This is a genomic window from Paenibacillus sp. HJGM_3, assembly GCF_045062745.1.
GTDB lineage: Bacteria > Bacillota > Bacilli > Paenibacillales > NBRC-103111 > Paenibacillus_AA.
This window is the reverse complement of record NZ_JBJGED010000002.1, coordinates 319,220-343,176: the sequence shown is the minus strand read 5'-3', so window position 1 is coordinate 343,176 and position 23,957 is coordinate 319,220. Positions and strand designations below refer to the sequence as shown.

Annotated in this window: 22 protein-coding genes; 19 read left to right on the top strand and 3 right to left on the bottom strand. The window is 55.5% G+C overall.

Annotated features, from left to right (window positions below; all coding sequences use genetic code 11):
• The first annotated feature begins 6 nt into the window (after nt 1–6).
• The 3 genes from ACI5FR_RS03840 (at nt 7) to glnA (ending at nt 3,102) form a co-directional block, all read left to right on the top strand.
• Complete coding sequence (locus tag ACI5FR_RS03840) at nt 7–1,251, top strand: methionine gamma-lyase family protein (protein ID WP_405450696.1); 1,245 nt, start codon at nt 7–9, stop codon at nt 1,249–1,251.
• A gap of 79 nt (nt 1,252–1,330) precedes the next feature.
• A complete protein-coding gene (locus ACI5FR_RS03835) occupies nt 1,331–1,744 on the top strand; it encodes a MerR family transcriptional regulator (RefSeq protein WP_405450514.1) in 414 nt (137 codons plus the stop codon).
• A 20-nt stretch (nt 1,745–1,764) separates the two neighbouring features.
• Nucleotides 1,765–3,102 carry a type I glutamate--ammonia ligase gene (gene glnA, locus ACI5FR_RS03830; protein ID WP_405450512.1) on the top strand — a complete coding sequence of 446 codons (1,338 nt, stop codon included), beginning with the start codon at nt 1,765–1,767 and terminating at the stop codon, nt 3,100–3,102.
• Nucleotides 3,103–3,201: 99 nt separating this feature from the next.
• On the opposite strand, the gene ACI5FR_RS03825 is transcribed toward glnA, so the two are convergent.
• Nucleotides 3,202–4,113: a LysR family transcriptional regulator gene (locus ACI5FR_RS03825; RefSeq protein WP_405450510.1), complete on the bottom strand. Its 912-nt coding sequence runs from the start codon at nt 4,111–4,113 to the stop codon at nt 3,202–3,204.
• A gap of 179 nt (nt 4,114–4,292) precedes the next feature.
• Between ACI5FR_RS03825 and ACI5FR_RS03820 the strand changes: the two genes are divergently transcribed.
• Nucleotides 4,293–4,754: a DinB family protein gene (locus ACI5FR_RS03820; RefSeq protein ID WP_405450694.1), complete on the top strand. Its 462-nt coding sequence runs from the start codon at nt 4,293–4,295 to the stop codon at nt 4,752–4,754.
• Between the two features lie 230 nt (nt 4,755–4,984).
• Here the strand turns inward: ACI5FR_RS03820 and lexA are convergent, their stop codons facing one another.
• The gene (gene lexA / locus ACI5FR_RS03815; RefSeq protein ID WP_405450508.1) at nt 4,985–5,602 is read right to left on the bottom strand and encodes a transcriptional repressor LexA; all 618 of its coding nucleotides are present in this window, start codon (nt 5,600–5,602) and stop codon (nt 4,985–4,987) included.
• A gap of 227 nt (nt 5,603–5,829) precedes the next feature.
• On the opposite strand from lexA, the gene ACI5FR_RS03810 reads away from it, so the two are divergent.
• The 6 genes from ACI5FR_RS03810 (at nt 5,830) to ACI5FR_RS03785 (ending at nt 15,798) form a co-directional block, all read left to right on the top strand.
• A complete protein-coding gene (locus ACI5FR_RS03810; RefSeq protein WP_405450505.1) occupies nt 5,830–8,829 on the top strand; it encodes an efflux RND transporter permease subunit in 3,000 nt (999 codons plus the stop codon).
• Nucleotides 8,830–8,969: 140 nt separating this feature from the next.
• Complete coding sequence (locus tag ACI5FR_RS03805; RefSeq protein ID WP_405450692.1) at nt 8,970–10,268, top strand: arsenic transporter; 1,299 nt, start codon at nt 8,970–8,972, stop codon at nt 10,266–10,268.
• A gap of 30 nt (nt 10,269–10,298) precedes the next feature.
• Nucleotides 10,299–14,063, top strand: a complete 3,765-nt coding sequence (locus tag ACI5FR_RS03800) for a hypothetical protein (protein ID WP_405450502.1) — start codon at nt 10,299–10,301, stop codon at nt 14,061–14,063.
• Nucleotides 14,064–14,101: 38 nt separating this feature from the next.
• Nucleotides 14,102–14,401, top strand: a complete 300-nt coding sequence (locus ACI5FR_RS03795; protein WP_405450500.1) for a MazG nucleotide pyrophosphohydrolase domain-containing protein — start codon at nt 14,102–14,104, stop codon at nt 14,399–14,401.
• A gap of 12 nt (nt 14,402–14,413) precedes the next feature.
• Nucleotides 14,414–15,193, top strand: coding sequence for a PhzF family phenazine biosynthesis protein (locus ACI5FR_RS03790; RefSeq protein WP_405450497.1), 780 nt, complete (start codon nt 14,414–14,416; stop codon nt 15,191–15,193).
• 116 nt (nt 15,194–15,309) lie between these two features.
• Nucleotides 15,310–15,798 (top strand): hypothetical protein, encoded by a 489-nt coding sequence (locus tag ACI5FR_RS03785; RefSeq protein ID WP_405450495.1) that lies wholly within the window; start codon nt 15,310–15,312, stop codon nt 15,796–15,798.
• Nucleotides 15,799–15,843: 45 nt separating this feature from the next.
• Here ACI5FR_RS03785 and ACI5FR_RS03780 read toward each other — a convergent pair whose 3' ends face one another.
• Nucleotides 15,844–16,605: an MBL fold metallo-hydrolase gene (locus ACI5FR_RS03780; protein WP_405450492.1), complete on the bottom strand. Its 762-nt coding sequence runs from the start codon at nt 16,603–16,605 to the stop codon at nt 15,844–15,846.
• A 177-nt stretch (nt 16,606–16,782) separates the two neighbouring features.
• Between ACI5FR_RS03780 and ACI5FR_RS03775 the strand changes: the two genes are divergently transcribed.
• The 9 genes from ACI5FR_RS03775 (at nt 16,783) to ACI5FR_RS03735 (ending at nt 23,946) form a co-directional block, all read left to right on the top strand.
• Nucleotides 16,783–17,193 carry a GNAT family N-acetyltransferase gene (locus ACI5FR_RS03775; protein WP_405450489.1) on the top strand — a complete coding sequence of 137 codons (411 nt, stop codon included), beginning with the start codon at nt 16,783–16,785 and terminating at the stop codon, nt 17,191–17,193.
• Nucleotides 17,194–17,213: 20 nt separating this feature from the next.
• Entirely contained in the window at nt 17,214–17,834 is a 621-nt protein-coding gene (locus ACI5FR_RS03770; RefSeq protein ID WP_405450486.1) for an NUDIX hydrolase, read from the top strand.
• 16 nt (nt 17,835–17,850) lie between these two features.
• On the top strand, nt 17,851–18,273 hold the full coding sequence (locus ACI5FR_RS03765; protein ID WP_405450483.1) for a DUF3052 family protein: 423 nt from the start codon (nt 17,851–17,853) through the stop codon (nt 18,271–18,273).
• Between the two features lie 61 nt (nt 18,274–18,334).
• Nucleotides 18,335–18,895 carry an NUDIX domain-containing protein gene (locus tag ACI5FR_RS03760; RefSeq protein WP_405450480.1) on the top strand — a complete coding sequence of 187 codons (561 nt, stop codon included), beginning with the start codon at nt 18,335–18,337 and terminating at the stop codon, nt 18,893–18,895.
• A 40-nt stretch (nt 18,896–18,935) separates the two neighbouring features.
• On the top strand, nt 18,936–19,316 hold the full coding sequence (locus ACI5FR_RS03755) for an HIT family protein (RefSeq protein WP_405450477.1): 381 nt from the start codon (nt 18,936–18,938) through the stop codon (nt 19,314–19,316).
• A gap of 340 nt (nt 19,317–19,656) precedes the next feature.
• On the top strand, nt 19,657–21,282 hold the full coding sequence (locus ACI5FR_RS03750) for an extracellular solute-binding protein (RefSeq protein ID WP_405450475.1): 1,626 nt from the start codon (nt 19,657–19,659) through the stop codon (nt 21,280–21,282).
• A gap of 51 nt (nt 21,283–21,333) precedes the next feature.
• On the top strand, nt 21,334–22,242 hold the full coding sequence (locus ACI5FR_RS03745; RefSeq protein WP_405450472.1) for an ABC transporter permease: 909 nt from the start codon (nt 21,334–21,336) through the stop codon (nt 22,240–22,242).
• A 12-nt stretch (nt 22,243–22,254) separates the two neighbouring features.
• Nucleotides 22,255–23,139 (top strand): carbohydrate ABC transporter permease, encoded by an 885-nt coding sequence (locus tag ACI5FR_RS03740; protein WP_405450470.1) that lies wholly within the window; start codon nt 22,255–22,257, stop codon nt 23,137–23,139.
• Between the two features lie 39 nt (nt 23,140–23,178).
• Complete coding sequence (locus tag ACI5FR_RS03735) at nt 23,179–23,946, top strand: endonuclease/exonuclease/phosphatase family protein (RefSeq protein WP_405450467.1); 768 nt, start codon at nt 23,179–23,181, stop codon at nt 23,944–23,946.
• Nucleotides 23,947–23,957 lie beyond the last annotated feature (11 nt).

Below are 23,957 nucleotides of genomic sequence, written 5' to 3'. Positions count from 1 at the left end.
ATGCAAATGCCGGAAATGCTGATTGGGCGTATGGAGCAGGCGGAGGAGACGGCCGCGCCCATGATGAAGCAAATCGACCGGGTGGTCGACCGGAATCAGTGGAAAGTAATTAACGCGTTCCAAAAATACAAAGTGAGCGATTACCATTTCTCAGGCTCGACGGGTTACGGCTATAACGACCGCGGCCGGGAAGTCCTCGATCTCGTATACGCGGAAGCATTCGGAGCGGAGGCGGCGCTAGTGCGGCCGCATTTCGTCTCGGGCACGCATACGATCGGCACCGCGTTGTTCGGCGTATTGCGGCCGGGCGACCACATGCTGTACATCACCGGCCGGCCCTACGATACGCTGCATAAAGTGATCGGGCAGCCCGGGGACGGGACCGGCTCTCTGCAGGATTGGGGCATCCGGTATGAAGAGGCTGCGCTGCTCGACGACGGCCAGCCGGACTGGGACTCGATCCGGGGGAAGATCACGGCGGAGACGAGAGTGATTGGGATTCAGCGATCACGGGGATACGATTGGCGGCCCTCCTTCTCCGTGCAGCAAATCGCCAAAATGACGGCCTTCGTCAAATCGATTAAGCCGGACGTTGTCGTTTTCGTGGACAATTGCTACGGAGAATTCACCGAGGACCGGGAGCCGACCGAAGTCGGGGTCGATTTGATCGCCGGCTCGTTAATTAAGAATCCCGGAGGCGGCGTAGCCCCAACAGGCGGATATATCGCCGGGCGGAGGAAGCTCGTCGACCTCGCCGCCTACCGGCTGACCGCGCCGGGCATCGGCGGCGAGGTGGGGGCGACGCTCGGCACGATGCGCAGTTTGTTCCAGGGGCTGTTCCTCGCCCCGCACCTCGTCGGCCAGGCGCTCAAGGGTGCGGTGTTCGCCGCCGCTCTGTTCGAGCAGCTCGGCTTCGTCTCGCATCCGCGCTGGGACGAGCCGAGGACCGACCTGATCCAGGCGGTCCGGTTCACCAGTGAACGCCATCTGATCGCGTTCGTGCAAGGCATCCAGAAGGCGTCGGCGATCGACGCCCATGTCGTGCCCGAGCCGTGGGACATGCCCGGCTACGAGCATCCCGTCATCATGGCCGCCGGTACATTCATCCAGGGCGGGAGCCTCGAGCTGTCGGCGGACGCGCCGATTCGCGAGCCGTACATCGCCTATATGCAGGGCGGCCTCACCTATTCGCATGTGAAGCTCGGTGTCTTGACCGCGGTTCGCAATATGATGGATGCGGGTTTATTGTAACGAAACCTTACATGTCTTGACACGTCTGAGGGAGAATTGTACAATTCATGTAACCCCTTTAATTGTGGAGTGATGGCTCATGAGTGATGATATTCGCAGGAACATGGCATTATTTCCGATCGGGATCGTAATGAAGCTGACCGACCTCACCGCTCGGCAGATCCGGTATTATGAACAGCATGAGCTGATCATCCCGGCCCGGACGTCCGGCAACCAGCGGCTTTTCTCCTTCAATGACGTCGAGCGGCTGTTGCAGATCAAGGCGCTGATCGAGAAGGGTGTCAACATTGCCGGCATCAAGCAAGTGCTCAACCCGGTAAATAAAGAATCCGAAGACGCTACCGTACTGAATGAGCAATCCGAAGTGAAGCGGAGAGAGATGACCGATACCCAGCTGCACAAGATGCTGAAGCAGCAGCTGCGGTCCGGCAAGCGGCCTGGACAAGTTTCCTTGATCCAAGGCGAGCTTTCCCGATTTTTCCCTAAACAATAACAATCTGGAGGATTGGTATCATGACGCGTTCCCATTATTCGAAGCAGGATATTCTGCGTATCGCCAAAGAACAGAATGTTCGGTTTATCCGCCTGCAGTTCACCGACTTGCTCGGCACGATCAAGAATGTGGAGATTCCGGTCAGCCAGCTGGAGAAGGCGCTCGACAACAAAATGATGTTCGACGGCTCGTCGATCGAAGGCTATGTCCGGATCGAAGAATCGGATATGTACTTGTACCCGGACCTCGACACATGGGTCGTATTCCCTTGGGTGACCGAAGATCGGGTCGCACGCTTGATCTGCGACGTTTACTTGCCGGACGGCCGTCCGTTCCCGGGCGACCCGCGCGGTATTCTGAAGCGCGTGCTGCGGGAAGCCGAGGAGATGGGCTTCACCGCGATGAATGTCGGGCCGGAGCCGGAGTTCTTCCTGTTCAAGACCGATGAGAAGGGCAATCCGACGATGGAGCTGAACGATCAGGGCGGGTATTTCGATTTGGCTCCTACGGACTTGGGCGAGAATTGCCGCCGCGAGATCGTGCTTACGCTGGAGGAGATGGGCTTCGAGATCGAGGCGTCCCACCACGAGGTCGCTCCGGGGCAGCATGAGATCGACTTCAAGTACGCCGACGCCATTCATGCCGCAGACCAGATCCAGACGTTCAAGCTGGTCGTGAAAACCGTAGCCCGTCAGCACGGGCTGCACGCTACATTCATGCCGAAGCCTTTGTTTGGCGTGAACGGCTCGGGGATGCATTGCCATCAATCGTTGTTCAAAGGGGCGGAGAACGCCTTCTATGACGAGAAAGACCGGCTCGGCCTGAGCGAGACGGCTTACTACTACATGGCGGGCATTCTGAAGCATGCCCGGGCGTTCGCGGCGATCACGAACCCGACGGTGAACTCCTATAAGCGGCTCGTGCCGGGGTATGAGGCGCCTTGTTACGTCGCTTGGTCGGCCAGCAACCGCAGCCCGATGATCCGCATCCCGGCCTCGCGCGGACTCAGCACCCGGATCGAGGTGCGGAACCCCGATCCGGCGGCGAACCCGTACTTGGCGCTCGCGGTGATGCTGAAGGCCGGCTTGAACGGCATCGCCCACAAGATGGAGCTGCCGGCGCCGGTCGACCGCAACATCTACATCATGTCCGAGGAAGAGCGGGAGGAGCAAGGCATCCCGAGCTTGCCGGCGAATCTGAAGGAAGCGCTGCTCGAGATGCTGTCCGACGAGGTGATCGTCGACGCGCTCGGCGAGCACGCGCTGACACACTTCTTCGAGCTGAAGGAGATCGAGTGGGACATGTACCGCACCCAAGTGCATAATTGGGAGCGGGAGCAGTATTTGACGCTGTATTGATTGGTTTGGGTTGTTTCGGATTGAATTGAATTTGGATGCGACTCTGGAATCCCTTGACGCCTCGCGCGTTGAGGGATTTTTTATACCGTCGATCCTCTATTACCCCAACGAACGAATGGTACGCTCCATTACGCTTTGAATGAAAGACTGCAACTCGTCAATGAATAACTTTGCTGCTTGCCCCATAAACTTGTCCGTCCGATGTACGATGCAGATATCCTGACTTGGTGTAGGATTGAGCAACGTTACCGCTGAGATGTTATCGCGGTTCAGATAATCAAGCAGCAGTCGTGGAAGAATTGTGGCCCCTATCCCTTGGTCGACTAGGGAGAGAATCGTCGATAGCGTAGACGTTACAATCGGATTGTCTATGGATATTCCTTTTTCATGGCAACAAGAATGGATGACCTTCGTAATCTGGTGATCAGGACCGAACATCACCATCTTGAGCTGCTGTAACTGTTCGAAGGGGATCGCCTTTGACTTCGCAACGGGGTGATCCGATCGGATGGCTAAAGCAAACTCCTCGTGGAACAAAGGGATGATGGAAATTCGGTCATCCGGATTCGGAGGTACTGTGGTAACTCCAAGATCCCTTTTGCCGTCGACAACCTGTTCATACACATCCATGGTTTCCGTAACACTAATTGAAAGTTTCGGATATGTAAGATGAAAGTTGGTCAACAGTGCATCAAACAGCAAGTCCCCATCACCTGGAAGAATTGCGATGTCCAGCCTGCCGCCTTCCATTCGCTTAAGATCCGTTATCGCTCCTTTAATATAATCGATGCGTTCGAAGACGAGATGACATTGCTCCAACAAGATCTTACCTGCATCCGTTAACGCAATCCGTTTTCCAATGCGATCGAATAGAGGAAGCCCAAGCTCGTTCTCCAAAAACTTAATCTGTTGACTCAGATTCGACTGTGTTGTGCAGAGGTTCTCGGCCGCCCGTGAGAAATGCATCTCCTTACATATGGCAGCAAAATATTCAAGCTGTCGAAGTTCCATTCCTCAGTGCCCCTTCCTGTTAGCGATCACCTTTCATTAATTATAACGGCCGTTCAAGTCATTACTAAAACCGATCCATTGCATCGGAATCTCGTGATTGTTGCTTTTTGGAGGCAAAGGTACACTTTTAATGTGCAAGAGAACACACAAACTACCATTTATCAGGAGGCGTTTCAATGATGGCACAATCGATTATGAATACGGGAAAAGTTCTGCGTCAGATCGTTATCGGGCAGCTTCAGGGCGTTTCGGAGGCTCAATTCGACATCCAACCGGAGGGCTTCAATAATACCATTCGCTGGAATGTGGGTCACATGGTTTATTGGATGGATAAATACTCGACCTTGTCCTTCGGATCCCCATCGGCAATTCCGGCTCAATATGAGGCGCTGTTTGGCTCTGGAACGAAACCGTCGGATTGGACGATAGCTCCACCCACGAAGGAAGAGCTGATCCAATTGTTAGCGGAACAGCTTTCCCGTCTTAACGAGCAGAAGCCCGAATTGCTAAACAAGGATCTTCAATCCCCCTTTGTATTGGGACCGTTCCAATTCATTTCCGCAGGTGAGTTGTTCAACTTTGCTCTGATGCACGAAGCTATTCATCTTGGAGTCATATCAAGCCAGCTTAAATTAATTTAGTACTCTCGACGTGATCCGCCTTCGGAGCCACCTTATTCGGGGTGGCTCTCTCAGTTAGCATGGTGGTAATCGTTAAAATACAGCAGTAAAGTAAAAAATCTACTTTGGAGCGTGGGAAGGGGCGGTCGCGGGTGCTGTAACATGGGTGCAAGGGCACGGCGGCAACAGCCAGCCAACCAACCGAACAAAACAAAAAAGCCGTCCTCAGACGGCTCGTCTAGCAAAATGCCTTAACGAATATCGCGGAACAGGCCGATGACCTTGCCGAGAATCGTCACGTTCTTGAGCCGGATCGGCTCCATCGTGGAGTTCTCAGGCTGCAGGCGGATGTGGTCGCGTTCCTTGTAGAACGTCTTCACGGTCGCTTCGTCTTCCTCGGTCATCGCGACGACGACATCGCCGTTGTTCGCCGACTGCTGCTGCTTCACGATGACGAAGTCGTCATTGTGAATGCCGGCCTCGATCATGCTTTCCCCAACGATGCGAAGCATGAACACATTGTCGTCCTTCACATAGTGGGTAGGTAGAGGGAAGTACTCCTCGATATTCTCCGTAGCCGTAATCGGCGTACCGGCCGTAACCCGGCCTACGAGAGGGACGTGCGCCACGCTGGTCGAGAATGGAGAGGTCATCTCGCCATCCAGAATCTCGATCGCTCTCGGCTTCGTCGGGTCCCGACGAATGAGGCCTTTCTTCTCCAGACGATCCAAATGGCCATGAACGGTGGAACTGGAGGCCAGATTGACCGCTTCGCCAATCTCCCGTACGGAAGGCGGGTAGCCCTTCTCCCGAACTTCGCTCTTGATAAATTCTAATATGGCTTGCTGACGGTTCGAAACTTTGCTCACAGCGCTCACTCCAATTGGCTTGTTCAATTGTGTAAATTATACCATAGAACTCGAGTTCGCACAAACATAAGTTCTCTTTTTAGTGTGAAATACCACCGAACTGCAGAACGATAGATGTGCCCGACCTAGGTCCAGGTCAAAATCATGCTCCGGTCGCTTCAGCCTTCCGGTCGAAGAAGGTACTCTTAGACATGGGAAATCACTTGTTTGAGAGGGGATCAATGATAATGAAAGGTATCACTAGCTGGTCATTCCGCAATAAGGCCGCTATGAAAATCGGCGTCGTGATGGCGCTCCTGATCGGGGTGCTCAGCTATTGGAGGCTGCCGATGGAGTTCCTGCCCTATGCCGACAATCCGGCGGTCACAATCACGGCCATCGGCCAAGGCTATGACGCCAAGTCCATGGAGACCGCGGTGACGGCGCCGCTCGAGAAGGCGGTCTCGCTCGTGAAGGGCAAGAAGGATATGTTGTCTACGACAGGCGACGGCTTCTCGAAGATCGACCTGATGTTCGATTCCAAGACCAACATGAAGGAAGCGAAGGCGGAGGTCCAGGAGGCGGTGAACGCCGTGCGTTTGCCGGAACGCGTCTCGACGCCGTATGTCCTCCAGCTCAACACCTCGATGATTCCGGTCTCGTGGGTGTCGATTTCGTTCAAGGACGGCTTGACGCCGAGCAACATGAAGCTGGCAGAAGACCGGATGCTGCCGGAAATGCAAAAAATCAAGGGAGCCGGCAATGTAGCGATCTATGGCAAGACGTCTCCAACGGTTACCATAACGCCGGATCCAGCTAAGCTGGCTCAGAAGAACGTGCCTTACCCGGCGCTGATGGGCGTCCTGCAAGGACGCGATGTCTCGGCCTCGATCGGCGCCAAAACGATTGACGGCTCGACCGGGAACTTGAAGGTAGTGGGCCTTGTCCGCGATCTCGAAACGCTGAAGAAGCTGCCCGTCGCCCCCGGAGCTACGCTGGGCGATGTGGCCGATGTGAAGCTGAACTCCGGCCAGGAGAGTATTAGCCGTGTGGGCGGGGAAGACATTATGCTCATCACCGTCTCCAAAGCTGCGGGAGCAAATGCGGTGGATGTAGGTCACGAAGTGCAGAAGACCGCGGACCGGCTGACCCAAGAAATTCCCGGCGCGACGGTAAGCGTTATGTCCAGCACCTCGGAGATGGTGGTCGACTCCGTGAACGGGATGATGCGGGAAGTGCTGCTAGGCGCCTTGTTCGCGACGGTCGTCATCTTGCTCTTCCTGCGGAATCTCCGTACAACGTTCATCACGATCGTCTCGATTCCGCTCTCGCTTGCCATTACGCTCTATCTCTTGAGTCTCTCCGGGGTTACGCTCAACGTGATTACACTCGGCGGCGTAGCGGTGGCGGTCGGTCGTCTCGTGGACGACAGCATCGTCGTGATCGAGAACATCTACCGCCGCTTGCAGAAGGAGCCGTTCTCGACTGGCCTCATCATTGACGCCACGAAGGAAGTCGCCTCGGCGATTACGGCGTCGACGATCACGACGGTCGCGGTGTTCCTGCCGATGGGCTTGCTGCGCGGCTCGCTACAAGCGTTCCTGCTGCCGTTCGCGCTGACGGTAACGTATTCGCTGCTGACATCGCTAGTCGTGGCGCTGACCGTCGTGCCTCTGCTCAGCTCCGTCATGTTGCGGAACACGAAGAAGGATGAGCACGAACCCGCGAAACGGTTCTCGGGCTTCCTGCGTTGGAACTTGTCGCACAAGTGGGTGCCGCTCACGATCGCGGCCGTACTGTTCGCCGGATCGATCGGGATCTACGCCTCGATGCCGAAAGGCGCGATCGATTCGTCCAATGCGCAGTCTCTGACCGTAACGCTGGCTTATCCTAGCGATACGCCGCCGGAGAAAGTGCTGGCCGAAGGGAAAAAGCTGGAAACGTTCCTCCTCCAGCAGCCGGAGCCCAAGTGGGTCATGATGCAATACGGGAACAGCTCGGATTCCGCCCGTGAAGGCAGTGTCGTATCGCCCACGCAAGTGTCGTACATGCTGGAAATGAAAAAAGACGTCAATGCCCAGAAGCTGATCGAGAACGTGAAAGGGCAACGCGGCAATTACCCGGGCGCCGAGCTGAACGCCGGAGCGCTCGACTATGCGACCGGAGCGAGCTCCACCGAGATCTACGTCGATGTCACCGGCGACGATCCCTCCAAGCTGAACGAGGCCGCAGCCAAGGCCATGGATCAAATGCGCACCGTAGAGGGCGTGCTGAAGGTTAAGAGCAACATGGATCAGAAAAAGCCGGTGTACGCCTTCGAGGTGAATCCATCACTTGCGAATGCGCAGGAAGTGGCCGGACAGCTGCAAGGCATGCTGAACCCGATTCCGATCGGTACTATGCAGCTGAACGAGCAGCAAGCATCCGTCATGCTGAATCCGGTCGTGAACCCGAGCACCTTGACCGCCCTGTCCAATCTCACCGTTCGTAACGGGGACACGGTCGTGCCGGTCTCCTCCGTCGCCAAGATTACAAAGACCGAGGAAGCCGCGATGCTGTATCATAAGGAAGGCAAGCCGTATGTACGCGTAACCGCCACCGTCGAGCCGAGCCAGCTCTCCCTCGCCGGAGACGAGATTACGAAACGCACGAAGACGATCGAGCTGCCGGAGCGCACCGAGCTGCACGTGGGCGGCGCATCGGCCGACCAGTCGAGCGACTTCGCGGATCTGGGCATGACAGCGCTCATCTCGATCTGCATCGTCTACTTGATCATGGTGATCGCATTCAAAACGCTGCGCGCACCGCTCGCAATCTTGTTCTCGCTGCCGCTTGCCGCGATCGGCGCCGTCCTTGGGCTGCTCGTTACCGGCGTCACGCCTGATTTCACGGTGATGTTCGGCGCGCTCATGCTGATCGGCATCGTCGTCACGAACGCAATCGTGCTGATCGACCGAGTGAAACAGAATGAGGAGCGCATGCCGATTCGCGAGGCGCTGCTCGAAGCGGCCAGCTCGAGGATGCGTCCGATTCTGATGACCGCGATCGCGACCATCTGCGCCATGCTGCCGCTCGTGTTCGGGAAGGCCGAATCCGGCAGCATCGTCTCGCAGAGCTTGGCCATCGTCGTGATCGGCGGTCTGACGGCCGCGACGCTGCTCACGCTCGTCATCGTGCCTTGCGTATACGAACTGTTCTTCTACCGCAAATCCCGCAAGCAGCGCAAGCAATTGGCGGCTGCAGCATAATCGGGCAAACTTGCCTCGCACGTCCGTTCGCCTGTCCAGGCGAACGGATTTTTTGCGTCCAAGCGCTTCTCAACCGGCCGGATTTCTTTTATAGTGAAAAGGGTTCCACTGGAACCGCTTGGCATCGAAGGAGGTCCATCATTGTGTTCGCTGGGTTCGCTATCGGAATTTTCATCATCACCATGACGTTCGTCATCTGGCAGCCCAAAGGACTCAGCATCGGCTGGCCGGCGGCGGCAGGGGCCTTATTGGCGCTGGCATTCGGCGTCGTGGACCTGGCGGACGTCTGGACGGTGGCCGGCATCGTCTGGAATGCGACCCTTACGTTTATCGCGCTCATCATGATCTCCGTCATTCTAGACGAGATCGGATATTTCGAGTGGGCGGCGCTCCACATGACCCGGCTCGCAGACGGCCAAGGGATGCGGATGTTCGTCTACATGCTGGCGTTAGGGGCTGCCGTATCCGCCCTGTTCGCGAATGACGGGGCGGCGCTCATCCTGACGCCGATCGTGCTCGCTCAAGTCCGTGCGCTGCGGATGAAGGGGCTGCCCGTGCTGGCGTTCGTGATGGCAGGCGGGTTCATCGCGGATACGACGTCTCTTCCGTTCATCATCAGCAATTTGACCAATATCGTTTCCGCCGATTACTTCGGCATCGGATTCGTCGAATATGCGAGCCGGATGGTCGTCGTCAACGGATTTTCGTTCGTCGCCAGCGTCCTGATGGTCATCCTCGTTTACAGGCGTGCCATTCCAGCAAAGTTGGATTTGTGCCAGCTTCCGGCTCCATCGACGGCGATCCGGGACGTTCGGCTGTTCCGGTTGTCGTGGATCATTATCGGCATCCTTCTGGCGGCTTACCTGCTTAGCGAATGGCTTCCGATTCCGGTCTGCGTCATTGCGGGGGGTGCGGCTCTCCTTTTTCTCTTGGCGGCCCGAAGCAGTTCCGTCGTTCAAACCGCACAAGTGCTGAGAGAAGCGCCTTGGACAATCGTCATTTTCTCCATCGGTATGTATGTCGTCGTGTATGGACTCCACAATGCCGGGCTTACCGAGCTGCTCGGGCAGCTGATCGAGAAGCTGGCTTCCGGCGGCTTGTTCGCGGCTACGCTCGGGATGGGCTTTCTGTCCGCCGTCCTGTCCAGCCTGATGAACAACTTGCCGACGGTCCTTGTAGGAGCCTTGGCAATCGACGAGACCTACACGGACGGTATCGTGCGGGAAGCGCTCCTGTACGCCAACATCGTGGGCACGAACCTCGGGCCGAAAATGACGCCGATCGGCTCGCTGGCTACACTAATTTGGCTGCACGTGCTTGCCCGCAAGGGAGTTCGCATTACGTGGGGGTATTATTTTAAAATTGGCATTATTTTGACCGTTCCGACACTGTTATTGACACTTACAGGGTTGTACGTTTGGCTAAAATGGATAGGATAATCGAAACTTTCCGCGCTGAGGAGGATCCCTATGTCGATCCGAACGAAACCGTCGTTGTACCCTATCTTTCTCGTGCACGAGCAGGGCGGCGCCCGGACTCCCGAGACGTCGACCGCCTTCACGGTCGGGCATACGCTAGTGCCTGCTGCGCAGAAGAGCCGGCTCACGATGAGCATGACCGGCCAACGGATTGTAATCGAATTGACGTGCGAGAAATTCCGGGAGCTGGGCGACGAGGTCGTCCATTTTCTGTTCGATCCCGCCCACAACGGACGCAAGCCGCACAATTTCATCCGCATCCGCTGTGATGGGGCCTATTTTTACTATGACCGCTTTGGATATGAATATGAATCCCAGCCGCTGCCGGTCGGATTCTATGGGAACGCTGACGTGCAACAGGGAACATTGCATTTGCGGATGGAACTGCCATTGGCCGACATAGGGTTTCGGGACGACTGGGCCACATCGGCGGGGCGCCGGTGGATCGGATTTAATGTGTATAGACAGACATCAGGAAAAGGGGACAGTGGGATTTCGAAATGGTCCGGGCAGCCCTGCGACTCGATCGTGCACGGTCAAGGGATGGGCTTACTGCTGCCCACGAGCGGCCTCGACGAGAACGAGATCGAAGAGGTGGTTCGGCTGGCGGAAGCGGACCGGCGAGGGATGCCTACGAGATGGGAAAAACGAACCGTGCCTTCTGAAATTCATACATATGTCACCCGTAAGAAGCAGGGCATGACCGGCCGGCTGAGGCGCTCCGACGTAGAACGGGCTCGCCTGAACAGCGAAACGACCGCCTGGGGCCGCGCGATGCGCGACTCGATCGTCTCCGTGGCGGATTATTGGGCGGGCAAGAGCGACGACGAGCTGTTCGATCTCGTCCCGGCGGGCAATCCACGCGCTCTGACCGTGGCTCAATATTACGGCGATCCGCTGTATGGGGGCAACTTCCGTACGCTGCAAACTTGTCTGGAGCGCCCGTACGAGTTCTACAATCCGGCGACTTCCACATGGTGGAAGCTCGGGATGACGATTCCGAATCCGACCACCGGCGAGCCGGTCGTCCTGGACGACCCGGGGGACGGGTTCATCGCGCCCGTTGGGTTCCCGAACCCGCACGTGCGCTATATGTTCAAGGGCGCCTACCGCCTGTTCCTGCTCGGCATGCTGATGGGATCGCCTTATGAACTGACGATCGAAGATCCGGAAGTGTGTCCCGAGTCGAGCGGCAAACGGTATGCAGGCGCGATCAACAATCTCGCCTATGCCTTCGTGCTGACCGGGGAGCGCCGGTATGCACACAAGGCGTTGCTCTTGATTGGCCGAATCGCGGAGCTGATCCCATACATGAACGGGAACTTCGCAGACGGCACCCTCAGCGATACCGTTCATATCGCCGAGCCGTCCACTACCGAGAGCCAGTGGTACGATAATTTCTTCGAGGCGCTCGATCTCCTCTATGACGAGATTGACGACTGCGCGCCGGAGCTAGCCGCGCTCTTCGCACGGAAGAAGGATGCGGAGGGGAACCCGCGGACCGCTCCGTTCTGCGTTAAGGAGACCGTTCACGAGCTGATCCCGTACTTGCTCTACTCGGCCGAGATGGAAGTGCGCCGGACGGCGGACTGGTCGCTCCGCTACATCTACAAGCAGCTTGTGCTCGCGAGCTTCATGCAGAGCGGGAAGCTGATGCGGCGCATCCTGTCGGAAGGCCCGCACAGCCTGCAGGGCAAGCTGCGGAATTTATTTTACCGCGACGGCCGGTATGCGTATGATTCGATGGGGTACTTGGACCATATTTGCAGTCAGATGATCATCATGGCAAATAACAATTATACGTTCTCCGACGACGACTATTACCCGGAAGGCATCAATATGTTCGAGGACACGCAGTACGGGTTCTTCGACATCATTTCGTTCATGTTCCGAGTGAAATCGGGCAGTCTGATTCCCGCCTTCGGCGATTGGCAGCTCGACAACAAGGAACCGCTTCGCCCCCATCGGCGCCAAGGGCTGCCGCACTATATGCCGTCGTTCGAGATTACGTTCGCCCGTATGGAATCGGCGCGTCCGCTCATCGGCCCGTTGCTTTCGCTGTATAGCGAAGAGGAGCTTGCCGCCGGCCGGCTGCAGATCGTGGGGGAGACGCATCTGAATCATGCGCTGCTGCTGCTCGCAACTGCTTCGGACGCCAGCGTGTATGCCGAATACTCGGAGGCAGCCAAGTCGACGTTCACCCCATTCCTGCTGCAAAATTCGGAGACGAGCGTGCTTCGCCACGGGCGCACGTCCGCAGACTGCAAGCATGTGATGCTCTATGGTCAGCCAACCGCCGGCCATGCCCATGGAGACAAGCTGGGTTTATGGATCGGGGCATATGGTTACCATCTCCTGGCCGGCGTAGGCGCTTATCCGTTTACATGGATCAGTCCGAAAATATCGGCGTGGGAGACTCATTCGGCCCCATGCATGGTAACGTTGATCGATGGCCGGACGCAAGCCTCGTCCTACTCGAAGCAGCTTGCGCATTACGAAGGCCGACACTTCCAGCTAGCCGGTCTGCAGAACGACATCATGTATCCGGGCTCCCATGCGGAGCGCTGGGCTTGGCTAGTTCCGGCGCCGGACTCCGCCGACGCGTATGTGGTAGATGTTACATATGTGCGCGGGGGGACGACGTTCGACTACAACACGGCCGGGATGCTGGCACCGGATCGCGTCAGCTTCCACGGCATCGAGGAAGACGACTGGGAGCCGCTCACCGGAACGTTGAGAGGCACGCTGCCCGGCACGGAAGACGCTCCGCTCTATGAACAGCCGGGCTACGGCTGGATGAAAGCCCAGCGCCGAGCACGGGTCACCGGTCCCGTCAGCTGGACGTACCGGTACGATCACGCCGCGCTCAAGGTGCATACCGTACCTGATCGTACCGGCAATGAGCGTCAGGTCGTGTTCAGTCTCGGCGAGATGGGCTTCCAGCACATGGGGCGCGCCGATTGGCTTCCGTTCGTCATGTGGCGTGATCAGCTCGAGTCCACCGGAGCCGACGAGGCGGAGCGCGCCACGGCAGCAGACTCTCACGCGTCGACTTTCTGCACCGTGCTGGAGCCGTATGCGCAGGAGCCCTTCCTTCAGAGCGTGCAGCCGCTCACTTGGGTGTCCGGCACGGTTCATGGCTCTTTTCAACCGATCGGTGTAGAGATCACGCATGCAACCGGGCATCGCGACATTCTTGTCGGTACGCACGCCCCTGGCGAGACCGTCGTATTCCGAGATAGCCGCGGCCGTACTATCACGACGGATGCGAAGGCCGCCTTGCTCCGGTATGCCGGGGAGGAGCTGCTGGTCGCCGAAGTGACGGCCTTTACGATCTTGGAGGCAAGCGGGGTTAGCGAACGCCGAGCTGCATCTGAACTCAGGGGACGTGTTGTACGTGTTCATGAGAATGCCCGGCGGGGCTCAATCGATATCGTACTGGACCGGGACACCCTGGAAGCGTATCCGCTATTGATGGACGGGCGTTCGCTGGAAGGCGCCGTCGCGCTGTTCGATGCGGACGAATACGCCAAGCCCTCGGCTTATTATATGGTGAACCCCCAAGTCAACGGGGATATGCTGACGTTCGACACCAACATTACGCTCATTTGCTTGAACGCGGACACTCCTTTCGAGACGAAGAAGCGCGAGCTCGGCACAAAAGCCCATGAATTCATCGACGGCGTGGAGGTGCTGCTAGATCTGAAACCCGGGGACCTCTTCCGCGTCAGCAACCGGTTTTGCTACGCTAAGTAAGAGGTTTCGATTTCGCGGTTAGAAAGGACGACAGATATTTGAACAAACCCATCACCCTAAACGGATTGCAAAGCCACATCAAGCAAACCGACTATAGACCGGAGCACCGGATGCGCTACTATTTGAAGCTGGTGGAAGAGGTCGGGGAGCTGGCCGAGGTGATCCGGAAAGACGCACGTTTAGAGAAGAACGAGGGGCGGATCAAAGGTACGATCGAGGAAGAACTGTGCGATGTGCTCTACTATGTCGCCGCTTTGGCCAACGTGTACGACATCGACCTCGAGGCTTGCTTCGAGCAGAAGGACGCGATCAACAAAGTGAAGTGGAACAAATGGTGAGGGGGCGAACTTATGCATATTTATCTTGTAGATGCGTTTACAGATAAACCTTTTCGAGGCAACCCGGCGGCTGTATGTGTCTTGGAGACCGAACAGCCGGACGAGTGGATGCAGCGAGTGGCAAACGAAATGCACGCCTCGGAAACAGCCTTCCTGCTGAAGCAGGGCGATGGCTACTCACTACGTTGGTTCACGCCTGTTGCCGAGGTAGACTTGTGCGGTCATGCGACACTCGCGAGCGCACATCTTTTGTGGGGAGAGCGATTGTTCACAGGGCCCCAGCTGAAATTTTACACCAAGAGCGGATTGTTAACGGCGTTAAGGAATGGCGACTGGATTGAGCTCGATTTTCCTTTGGAGCCGCCGTCCGCGTGTGAACCCCATCCAGAATTGGCGCAAGGCCTCGGCATCCCTTACCGCTACATGGGCAAAAACCGGATGGACTTCCTGATCGAAGTTGAGAACGAGGAAGCGGTACGCGGGTTGCAGCCGAATTATTATTTATGGAAAAAAGTACCGAGTCGAGGTATTATCGTTACAAGTGCGACAGAACGTCCGGGGATCGATTTCGTATCCCGATGCTTCTACCCGGCTCTTGGGGTCGACGAAGATCCTGTAACCGGGTCGGCGCATTGCTGCCTGGGGCCTTACTGGATGAACAAGCTGGGTAAAAGGGAGCTGGCGGCGGAACAGCTGTCTTCCAGGGGAGGACACCTCCGACTAAATGTTCAAGGAACTCGCATTCGGATTTCGGGCCAAGCCGTCATGACGCTGAAAGGTAGATTGGTGTAAGCTTTATGAAAAACTAGCGGAGCTAACCGATGGACTTGCAATTGTATCATTACTACGACTCTGATCTTGGCCCCTTTCGGAATCTGTCTGCGTTGCCGGAGGCGGAGGCACAGGACATGCTGGAAGACATTCGTCGGAAAGGGATGGTCTTCGCCAGCAAGCGATCCGGCGACTATATGCTCGTCCGGCGCCAGCTGGAGGCACGCGCAAGAACATTGTTCGTCGAGAAGGGCGGTAAGCCGGTCCTGTCCTATCCGCACTATCTGACGCTCGGACCATGTGAGTGGCTGAAGAGCTGGTACAAACGCGGGGAAGTTCTCACAATTCCCTGGGAGGCGTTCGATCCGGCCATCGTCAGTTTTACATACGGGGACTTATTTCCCACGATGCGCTATCGAGACGATAAGCCATACCGAGAGGTCGTCTACAGGAAGGATGAGATTGTCGAGCTGACGAGTGGTACGGATGGCCGCACATATGGAATGCCGAGGGAACCCGGGGGCCGGAGCGGTACATCGAAGCACAGGTGTGGGACGAACAGGCGATTCGACCCTTTATACCCAAGTAACTGCATGAGTCAACACGAAAACCCTGTACCGACCTAGCGAATCGCTATAATCGTACAGGGTTCCTGTTTTGTGCAACGTGCATTACCGACGCTCGGGCGAACTCGCCAATGCCTCCAGCCTTCGGTTGCAGTCTCCTTGATACAGACCGCCATGATAACATATGATCGAGTCGATATTATAGCGAGTGAGGTTGGCAATCGACTCGCGGGCGAGGTCCGGATCCCAACATAGAGCCGGAATCGGTCCGTACAGCTCCCCGTCCGAGACGATCAGGGCGTCAGCCGCGATCAAGGTCTTGCTCGGTTGATGGTACAAGCTGATGTGACCGGGAGTATGTCCCGGTGTGTCGACTACGATCAGCCCGCCACCGTAAGGGAGTTCATCCCCGCCGGCGATTATCGATGTGACTTGAGCTTGAGGCGGATGCTCCAGGGTAAACCGGAACTTCATCTTCCATTCGTCGGGTACAGCAGGTGGCAGCCCTTGAACGGCTTGATCGATGGCCTCCGGCGATAGTTTAACCAATCGCTTCTCACCCTGAATGTAGGGCCGCTCGACGGCCGTAGTCAACACTTCGATCTCCCTTGCGTTCGCCGCGATCAGCGAAGGCAAGCCGCCGATATGGTCCAAGTCTTGGTGCGTAATCACAATATGGGTGAGCCGATCAGCGGGGATGCCGGCTCCCTCGATCGCTTCCACAAGGAGTGAGTGTTGCCCCGGATAGCCGGTGTCCACTAGAACTACATGGTCGTCGTTCCAAACGAGCGTCGGGTGAATGGTCTCGGTTCGGCCGAGCATTTCTACAGAAATCTGAAGCATTTGGATACCCTGAGTGTTAGTCATTGCAATCCCTCCTGTCATATGGTGAGATACTTGACTATATTAGCAGGGCGCGAAATAAGAGTAAATAGATAAAATATTTATTATACCACAAAAATAAATATTTGTCAAGATGCATGGATGGAACAATTCATGAACTTATTCTTGAATTTGTGGTAAGCCATGAAGGGATGTGGGAAAGTGCCTCCTGAAATAACGCTGCGAATTAACCGGCCTTGCACACCCGAGGAAGCAGCCGATGTGTTCCGGCGCTCCGGGATCCGGCGGCCTTATCACGATCTCGAACGCATTCAGAGGATGCTCGACCATGCCGATGAACTCATAACCGCTTATGACGGGAACCGTCTGATCGGATTGCTCAGAGCGATAACCGATTACGCTTATTGCTGCTACATCTCGGACATTGCGGTAGATCTACAATATCAAGGGCTTGGCATCGGTAAATCACTGCTAAATGCGCTTAGGGACAAACTCGGAGAGACGGAAATTCAATACGTGCTGACTTCGGCGCCGAAGGCAACGGGGTTTTATGAGAAAACAGGTTTCGAGCGAGCCAAGAATGCCTACGTCATCAAACGGAAAATCAATTGACTACAAGGAGCGACACATCCATGAAACTGCAATGGTTGGAGTGGGCCAAGCAAATTCAAGCGATCAGCCAGTCGGGCCTCGCTTATTCGAAGGACGTCTACGATCAGGAACGATTCGAGCAGCTCCGTCAGCTCAGCATTGAGATTATGAGCGCATACACAGGTGTGGAAGAAGAGAAAGTGCGCTCCTTATTCGCGGCGGAGCAAGGATATGCGACGCCGAAGGTGGCTGTGCGGGCCGTTGTATTCCGCGAGGGGAAGCTGCTGCTCGTCCGGGAACGCGCGGATGGCGCCTGGGCGCTGCCTGGCGGGTGGGCCGATATCGGCCTCTCACCCAAGGAGATCGCCGTGAAGGAGACGCGGGAGGAGTCGGGTTACGAAGTACAAGCCGGGCGGCTGCTGGCCATCTTTGACAAAAACCGTCATGAAGACCAACCGCCTTCACCGTACCACGAATACACGGTCTATATCCTCTGCGAGCTCATAGGCGGTGAGGAGCGCACGAGCGTGGAGACGTCCGAAGTCGGCTTCTTTGGCCCCGACGAGCTGCCTGTCCTTTCGTCGTCGCGGAACACGGAGAATCAGGTGAACATGTTGTTCAGCTACCTGAACAACCCGGATCAACCGGCCTACAGCGACTAATGGAAAGGAGAGGAGCATGAAGGATGCGACAGCGGGCTATTCAGGCACTCCCTTACACAAAAAACTGGGTTACAAAGCGCAGAACCGGGTAAGCCTCATTCAAGCTCCGGATCATTATGCATCGTTGTTGGACGAGCTCCCTTTTCCCGTCGAATGGGTAAATGAAGAAGATGAAGCAATCGATCTGGTGCACATGTTCGTCAAGGGTAAGATGGAGTTCGAACGCTTCCTGCTCGCCTCCAAGCAGCGGATTCGTCAAACCGGCATGATCTGGGTCTCGTGGCCGAAAAAAGCTTCCAAAGTACCGACCGAGCTGACCGAAGACTACATCCGGGAATTCGCACTAGGGCATGGTCTCGTGGATGTGAAGGTGTGTGCGGTGGATGAGGTATGGTCCGGGCTCAAGCTCGTCATTCCCGTAAAATCCCGAACCTCCTGAGGGCAAAATATAGTATAATGAGCCTGTTTATTATTCCTACTAGACGAAGGTGGCCATAGCTGTGGAAGCGAACTTTTGTTTATCGTGCGGTACGGAGCTTGTATGGAAAACGATTGACGGCGTCGAGCGAAAAGGGTGCCCGTCGTGCAATTTCGTGCATTGGGGGAATTATAGCGTCGGTGTGGGGGCGCTGATCGAGAAGGATGGCAAATATTTGCTCGTCCGTCGGGCGCAAAACCCGGGAAAAGGCTTCTGGACGAATCCGGGCGGCTATATCGAGCAGCACGAGCTGTTCCATAAGACGATCGAGCGCGAGGTACTGGAGGAAGCGGGCGTAGAGGCGGTGGTCAAACGAATCGTAGCGGTCCGGGATCAGCCTCGAAGCATCCATAACGTGTATGTCGCGTTTGCCATGGATTATATTGCCGGCGAACCGACGCCGGATGGCGTGGAGGTCGATGCGGCCGCGTTCGTCAGCCCGGAGGAGATGGAGAGTATGAACGTCGCCGGCTTCACGAAATGGCTGATCGACGTGGCGAGCCATTCCGGGGAGACCGGGGGATTGTCGATCGACGAGAAGCCGGTCGTCCCGCTGGAAGGATACGGGCTGTTCCGCGTCTAACGAGGGGCGGGGATTGCTAGCGGGAGGAGACGATGCGCCCATGAACGAATGCGAGTATTGCCACATTCAGTTCGAGCAGCAAAAGCTGGTGCTTGAAAACGAGCATTGCCTGTTCCTGATCGCGAATGAGCCCGAGATTGAAGGAGCCGGCATCATTATTCCGAGGGAGCATCGAGAAACGGTATTTGATTTGACGGAGGCGGAGTGGGCGGCGACTTACGAATTGCTGCAGAAAGCCAAAGCCTACATCGAGGAGAACTACCGGCCGGAGGGATTTAACGTAGGTTGGAATTGCGGGCATGTCGGCGGACAGCACGTATTTCATTCTCATCTGCACGTGATTCCGCGCTACGCGGACGAGCCTTATGCCGGGAGAGGAATTCGGTATTGGTTCAAGAGCAAGGAGAATCGCCGGTCGTAATAATGCGTGCTTCTGGAATTGATGATTCGAGCATAACCCATTAGAGCCTGAGGACAACAACGGTTTGTAGGCTAAATCGTTGTAGCGCCTCAGGCTCTTTTTCTTTTTTAAGGTATGGTAAATGCCCTAATGTGACTGTCGTGTGCGACGATCTGGCTTATGGACCGATTTCACGTCATCTAGAATAACGGTATCGCTAGATGAAATCGGTTGCATAAGGAGGTGATCGACCGCGGCGCGACGCAAGGAACTAGAACAGCGATGTATTGAAGTATGAAGCAACAAAGCCATGAGGGGAAAGTTCAAGGCAGACCTACTAGTAGATGAGGAGGACTTATGTGTGCTTAAACCAAAAAAAGCAATGGTTACCTACAGTACCGTTATGGCGCTTGTGTTGATCTTGTCAGCCTGTTCAGATGAGGGCAAGGGGAACCCAGGTGAGGGGACAGCCGAAAAAACGGTCTCGAATCTGAACGAGAAGGGCTTTCCGATCGTCAAGGAGCCCATTCAATTGACATTCTTCACCGGCAAAGCCCCAACCACGGCCAACAATTGGAATGAGACGGCTCTATGGAAAGAATATGCCAAAATGACGAACGTGAATGTGAATTTCCAGCTCGTTTCCTTTGAGACGATGGCGGAAAAACGGAATTTGGCTCTGGCAAGCGGGGATTACCCGGACGCCTTCCACACGACCCGGCTTTCGACCGTTGATTTGATGAAATACGGCAGTCAGGGCACATTCGTGAAGCTGAATGATTTGATTGACAAGTATGCGCCCAATTTGAAGCGGCTGATGGAGAAATACCCGTTTATCAAGCAGGGCATTACGATGCCCGACGGCAACATTTATTCGTTCCCGCTTGTCTATGAGCCAGGCTTTGACGCAATTTTGATCAGCAATAAGCTGTGGATTCAGAAGGAATGGCTCGACAAACTGAACATGCCGGAGCCGCAGACGCTGGACGAGTTTTATAACTACCTCAAAGCGGTGATGGGCAAAGACTTAAACGGCAATGGGAAAGACGACGAAATTCCTTTTGGCGGCGTCGGGTATCTCGGTCTAATGGATAACTTGAAAGGTGCGTTCGGTCTCATGAACCGCGGCGTCAATCATAAAAACGTGGATGTCGATCCGAAGACGAACAAGCTTCGGTTTACGCCGGCAGACGAAAGTTACAAGCAGCTGCTGCAATTTATGAACAAGCTGCACAAAGAAGGCTTGATGGACAAAGAGATCGTGACGATCAAGGCGAACCAATTTTACGCCAAGGGTGCGGATGGGGTTTATGGGGCAACAGCACTAACCTGGCCCTCCACCTTGATGAACCAGAACGGCTATGTGGTTTCCCCCGCCCTGAAAGGACCGAACGGAGACCGGATCTACAGCAACATCCAGTCGTCACTCGTTCAGGTCGGTTCCTTCGTCCTTACGGATAAGAACAAATATCGGGAAGCGAGCGTCCGCTGGATCGATCATTTTTATGGCGAGGAAGGCAGCAAGTTATTTTTTATGGGCATCAAGGATGTCAGCTACACGGAATCGGCGGACGGGAAAATCGACTACGTGGACGAAATCAAGAAAAATCCGCAAGGCCTTACGCTCGAGCAGGCTGCCGTCAAATATGTGACTTGGCCGGGAGGCAGCTATCCGGGAATCGTGACGCCGAAATATTTTAAAGCCGTCACCGAAGAGATGAACAAAGCGACCGACAAACTGAAGCCCTACATGATCAAGGACATTTGGCCCGCCTTTACGTTTACGAACGAGGAAGCCGACCAGCTGAATGTGCTGAACACGGATCTGGGCACGTATGTCGATCAGATGACTTCCAAGTTTATAACAGGCGAAGTCCCCTTTTCGGAATGGGACACCTACTTGAACACGTTGAAAAAAATGAAAATCGACGACTATTTGAAGGTTTATCAAGCCGCTTACGATCGGTACCAGAAAGCAAGCAAGTAGGCTTGACCCCAAAAAACGATGTCGGAGAAGGAATTGAGGGGGGCAAATTCGTTGACAAAATCCATCCTGAGAACCGCAAAAAATAACTGGAGGCTGTACGTCCTCGTTTCTCCGGTCATCGCGTACTTTATCGTGTTCGAATACATGCCCATGTACGGCCTGCAAATCGCCTTCAAAAACTTTATCGCCACAAAAGGGATATGGGGAAGCCCGTGGGTCGGCTTCAAGCACTTCGAGCGTTTTTTCGAAAGCTATTACTTTTGGGCGCTGATTAAAAACACACTTGGCATTAGCTTGCTATCGCTTATTTTCGGCTTTCCCGCTCCAATCCTACTGGCACTGTTCATCAACGAGACTCGACATCGCCTGTTCCAAAGGGTCGTGCAGACGGTCACCTACGCTCCCCACTTCTTATCGACCGTCGTGCTCGTGGGAATGGTTATGATGTTTTTGTCGCCCAAGAACGGTCTGATCAATCAATTGATCGTATGGTTTGGCGGGGAGCCGATCTCATTCATGACCGAGCCGTCTTGGTTCAAAACGATTTATGTAAGCTCGGGCATCTGGCAGCAGATGGGGTGGAGTTCGATCATCTATTTGGCCGCGCTAACCGGCATCGCCCCCCAGCTCCATGATGCGGCACGCGTGGACGGGGCTGGCCGTTTACAGCGCATCTGGCACATTAACTTACCGGGCATTATGCCGACCGTCGTCATCTTGCTAATCCTGAATGTAGGGTCGGTTATGAGCGTAGGCTTCGAGAAAGTGTTCCTGATGCAGAATTCGCTTAACATCGAAAGCTCCGACGTCATCTCGACCTATGTGTACCGGACTGGAATTGTTGGCGCCCAGTATAGCTTCTCAGCGGCTGTCGGTCTGTTCAATTCCTTAATTAACTTCGTGCTGCTCGTTCTGGTCAATTCCCTCGCCAGGCGGATGAAGCAAACGAGCTTGTGGTGAGGAGGAAACGCCATGGTAGACCGCAGTCCAGGCGATCGTTTGTTCGATGCGCTTGTGTATGCCCTTCTGAGTATCGTTGTCCTTGTCGTGCTATATCCCCTCGTGTTCGTGCTGTCCGCATCGGTGAGCGATCCGGCCGCCGTCATGAAGGGGCAGGTGTGGCTCGTTCCCAAAGATTGGACGTGGGTCGGGTACAGCCGCATCTTTCAAAGCGGGGAAATTGTAACCGGCTATCGGAATACGATCGTCTACACGGTCGTCGGCACGGCCATCAATCTGGCCATGACGATCTGCGCCGCCTATCCGCTGTCGCGCAAAGATTTCCACGGCCGCAACGCCATCATGGCGTTCGCCGTCTTCACGATGTTTTTTAGCGGAGGCTTGATCCCGAATTATTTGCTCGTCAAAAATTTGGGCATGCTCGACACGATCTGGGCCCTTGTCATTCCGAATGCGGTGGCGGTTTGGAACATCGTGATTATGCGGACGTTTTTCCAGACGAGCATTCCTCACGAGGTTCAAGAGTCGGCCTCTATCGATGGCTGCACGGACTTCCAGATTTTGTTCCGTATCGTCCTGCCGCTGTCGCTTCCGATTATCGCCGTTATGGTGTTGTTCTATAGCGTTGCCCATTGGAACGCCTTCTTCAACGCGCTCATTTATTTGACCGACCGGGATCACTACCCTCTGCAGCTGTTGCTTCGGGAAATCTTGATCTTGGGCGAAATGCAGGAAATGGTCGATATGTCGGATGCCTCTCTGGCCCAAAAGCTGCTGGAGGTCGAGGCGATCAAGTACGCAATGGTTGTCGTGGCGAACTTGCCGGTTTTGCTGCTCTATCCGTTTTTGCAAAAATATTTCGTGAAAGGCGTCATGATCGGCGCCATCAAGGGCTGATCCATGCCGGTTTCTGGGTGACGACAAGAGGTGAACGCTTTGCCTGATGACAGCATTACACTGAACATCATGTCCTATAACATCCGTCATGGCCGGGGAATGGACGACCGGGTAGACTTGGATCGGATTGCCGGCGTCATCGCCCGATCCGGAGCCGATATCATCGGCATTCAGGAGGCGGATGACCATTGGAGCGAGCGAAGCTTCCATGAGGATCAAACCCGATGGCTCGGGGAAAAACTCGGCATGCATTACGTGTTCGGGGGCAGCATCGACTGGGACCCGACGCCGGAATCGGGAGGCCGCAGGCGTAAACACGGGACTGCGGTTCTGAGCAAATATACGATCGCAGCGAGCAGGCAAAGGCTGTTCTCGACCTGCGTCGGGAACCATCGCGAACTGCTGGAGGCGAAGATCGAGATCGGCGGACAATTCGTGTATTTCTTCTCGACCCATTGGGGGCTGGACGGGGAGGAGCGGATGGTGCAAGCGAAGGAAACGATCCAGTGGATGAAGGAATGCCCTGGGGCGAGAATCGTCGTCGGCGACTTCAATGCGACCCCCGACTCTCCGGAAATCCGTTATTTCGGTGCCCATTATCGGGATGCCGTCTCGAACGGCCATATGATGAACACATTTCCGGCCGAACGGCCGATCAAGCGGATCGACTATATTTTCGGAAGTGAGGAAGTCCGTCTGAGCGGCGGAGCCGTGATCCACACGCTGGCCTCCGATCATTTGCCCTTCGTATGCGTTGCGGCCATCCGTCGACGGGTTCCGAATATCCCGAATAAAAACAATCTTTAGGAGGCTCTATG

What these genes read in the sequence shown, in the direction of transcription:
- ACI5FR_RS03755 (WP_405450477.1), top strand. Translation starts at nt 18,936, where the DNA reads ATGAACGAATGCGAGTATTGCCACATTCAGTTCGAGCAGCAAAAGCTG.
- ACI5FR_RS03800 (WP_405450502.1), top strand. Translation starts at nt 10,299, where the DNA reads ATGTCGATCCGAACGAAACCGTCGTTGTACCCTATCTTTCTCGTGCAC.
- ACI5FR_RS03835 (WP_405450514.1), top strand. Translation starts at nt 1,331, where the DNA reads ATGAGTGATGATATTCGCAGGAACATGGCATTATTTCCGATCGGGATC.
- ACI5FR_RS03810 (WP_405450505.1), top strand. Translation starts at nt 5,830, where the DNA reads ATGAAAGGTATCACTAGCTGGTCATTCCGCAATAAGGCCGCTATGAAA.
- ACI5FR_RS03840 (WP_405450696.1), top strand. Translation starts at nt 7, where the DNA reads ATGCCGGAAATGCTGATTGGGCGTATGGAGCAGGCGGAGGAGACGGCC.
- glnA (WP_405450512.1), top strand. Translation starts at nt 1,765, where the DNA reads ATGACGCGTTCCCATTATTCGAAGCAGGATATTCTGCGTATCGCCAAA.
- ACI5FR_RS03825 (WP_405450510.1), bottom strand. Translation starts at nt 4,113, where the DNA reads ATGGAACTTCGACAGCTTGAATATTTTGCTGCCATATGTAAGGAGATG.
- ACI5FR_RS03740 (WP_405450470.1), top strand. Translation starts at nt 22,255, where the DNA reads ATGGTAGACCGCAGTCCAGGCGATCGTTTGTTCGATGCGCTTGTGTAT.
- ACI5FR_RS03770 (WP_405450486.1), top strand. Translation starts at nt 17,214, where the DNA reads ATGAAACTGCAATGGTTGGAGTGGGCCAAGCAAATTCAAGCGATCAGC.
- ACI5FR_RS03820 (WP_405450694.1), top strand. Translation starts at nt 4,293, where the DNA reads ATGGCACAATCGATTATGAATACGGGAAAAGTTCTGCGTCAGATCGTT.
- ACI5FR_RS03765 (WP_405450483.1), top strand. Translation starts at nt 17,851, where the DNA reads ATGAAGGATGCGACAGCGGGCTATTCAGGCACTCCCTTACACAAAAAA.
- ACI5FR_RS03790 (WP_405450497.1), top strand. Translation starts at nt 14,414, where the DNA reads ATGCATATTTATCTTGTAGATGCGTTTACAGATAAACCTTTTCGAGGC.
- ACI5FR_RS03780 (WP_405450492.1), bottom strand. Translation starts at nt 16,605, where the DNA reads ATGACTAACACTCAGGGTATCCAAATGCTTCAGATTTCTGTAGAAATG.
- ACI5FR_RS03785 (WP_405450495.1), top strand. Translation starts at nt 15,310, where the DNA reads ATGCTGGAAGACATTCGTCGGAAAGGGATGGTCTTCGCCAGCAAGCGA.